The sequence below is a fragment of the Acinetobacter sp. 228 genome, assembly GCF_048147885.1.
The window spans coordinates 1-1110 of sequence record NZ_JAYWYV010000510.1; the positions used below are offsets into that span (position 1 = coordinate 1).

Consider the following 1110-nt stretch of genomic DNA (forward strand, 5'->3'; position numbering starts at 1 on the left):
AAACCGCGAGCAAGCCAAAGCGTACCGTCGGCATCTCTTAAAACGCCATATTGATTTAAATCCGGTGCGTTTAAACCAAAGCTTTGCATTGGTGTCGTATCTGGAACAAGTGGGCGGCTTAAAGCATCGTCTCGGTTAAATACAACTTTTTTAGCGCCTTGGAAAATACGATGTTTTGCTTGGTGATACCCCAGCATATTTCCATGACGGTCTAAATGGTCTTCACTCATATTGAGAACCACTGCTACCTCAGCATTTAAGTGAGAGGTGGTTTCTAACTGAAAGCTTGATAACTCAAGCACCAGTAACTCTGGTTGATCTTTAAGTAAATCTAACGCTGGTCGACCAAGGTTGCCGCCTACTGCAACTTTCTTACCTGCATCCTTAGCCATTAAGCCAATTAAAGTGGTTACAGTACTTTTTGCATTGGAACCTGTAATCGCCACAATCGGCACATCAGTGGCACGGCGCAATAACTGGATATCGCCCACCACAGAAATACCTTTAGCAATAGCTGCCTGAATTTCCGGTAATTGTGGTGCAAGGCCTGGGCTTAAAATAATCTCTTCTGCTTGTAATAATAATTCTTGATCAAGCTGACCAAAACTGGTTTTAACGCCAGCCGGAATCTGATCGTGTCCGGGAGGTGTGGGGCGGGAATCCGTTACAGCAACTTGGTAGCCTTGTTCATGCAGGAAATTTACAGCAGAAACACCTGATATTCCCAAGCCTGCTACAACTTTTAATCCACCACGTTGTATTAACATTTTTGCCCCACAATTTATCAATCGACAGAATGGCAAAAATGTTAGCACTTTGCTGTTTTGAATGCTTTTTCAGTTTGAACTTTATTCATCTTTTTTTGTGTCAGTGCGTAAAAAAGCCATCAATATGATGGCTTTTTATACGAAACAGGAATGGCTGAATTTATTGCCATTTAACTGGTTTAATTTCTTGAACTGTATTAGTGGGTTTATCTTCACTTGAGCAGCCACAGCCACCTGCACAACCAAAAGTCATTTTTGGTTTCAGCCATTTTGCTAAAGTTGCCCAACCCTGCTTTTCACAAAAAACGGATAGTGCTGAAAAGGCCGAGTTTGCTGTTTTTGG

The 1110-nt window shown here is 42.1% G+C and carries 2 protein-coding genes; both read right to left on the bottom strand.

Annotated features, from left to right (window positions below; all coding sequences use genetic code 11):
* The coding region (locus tag VXQ92_RS20305) for a Mur ligase family protein (RefSeq protein ID WP_416682998.1) at nt 1-767 on the bottom strand (767 nt) is incomplete at its 3' end.
* 160 nt (nt 768-927) lie between these two features.
* Nucleotides 928-1110, bottom strand: a 183-nt coding sequence (locus VXQ92_RS20310) for a hypothetical protein (protein WP_416682999.1), incomplete at its 5' end; no start/stop codon positions are given.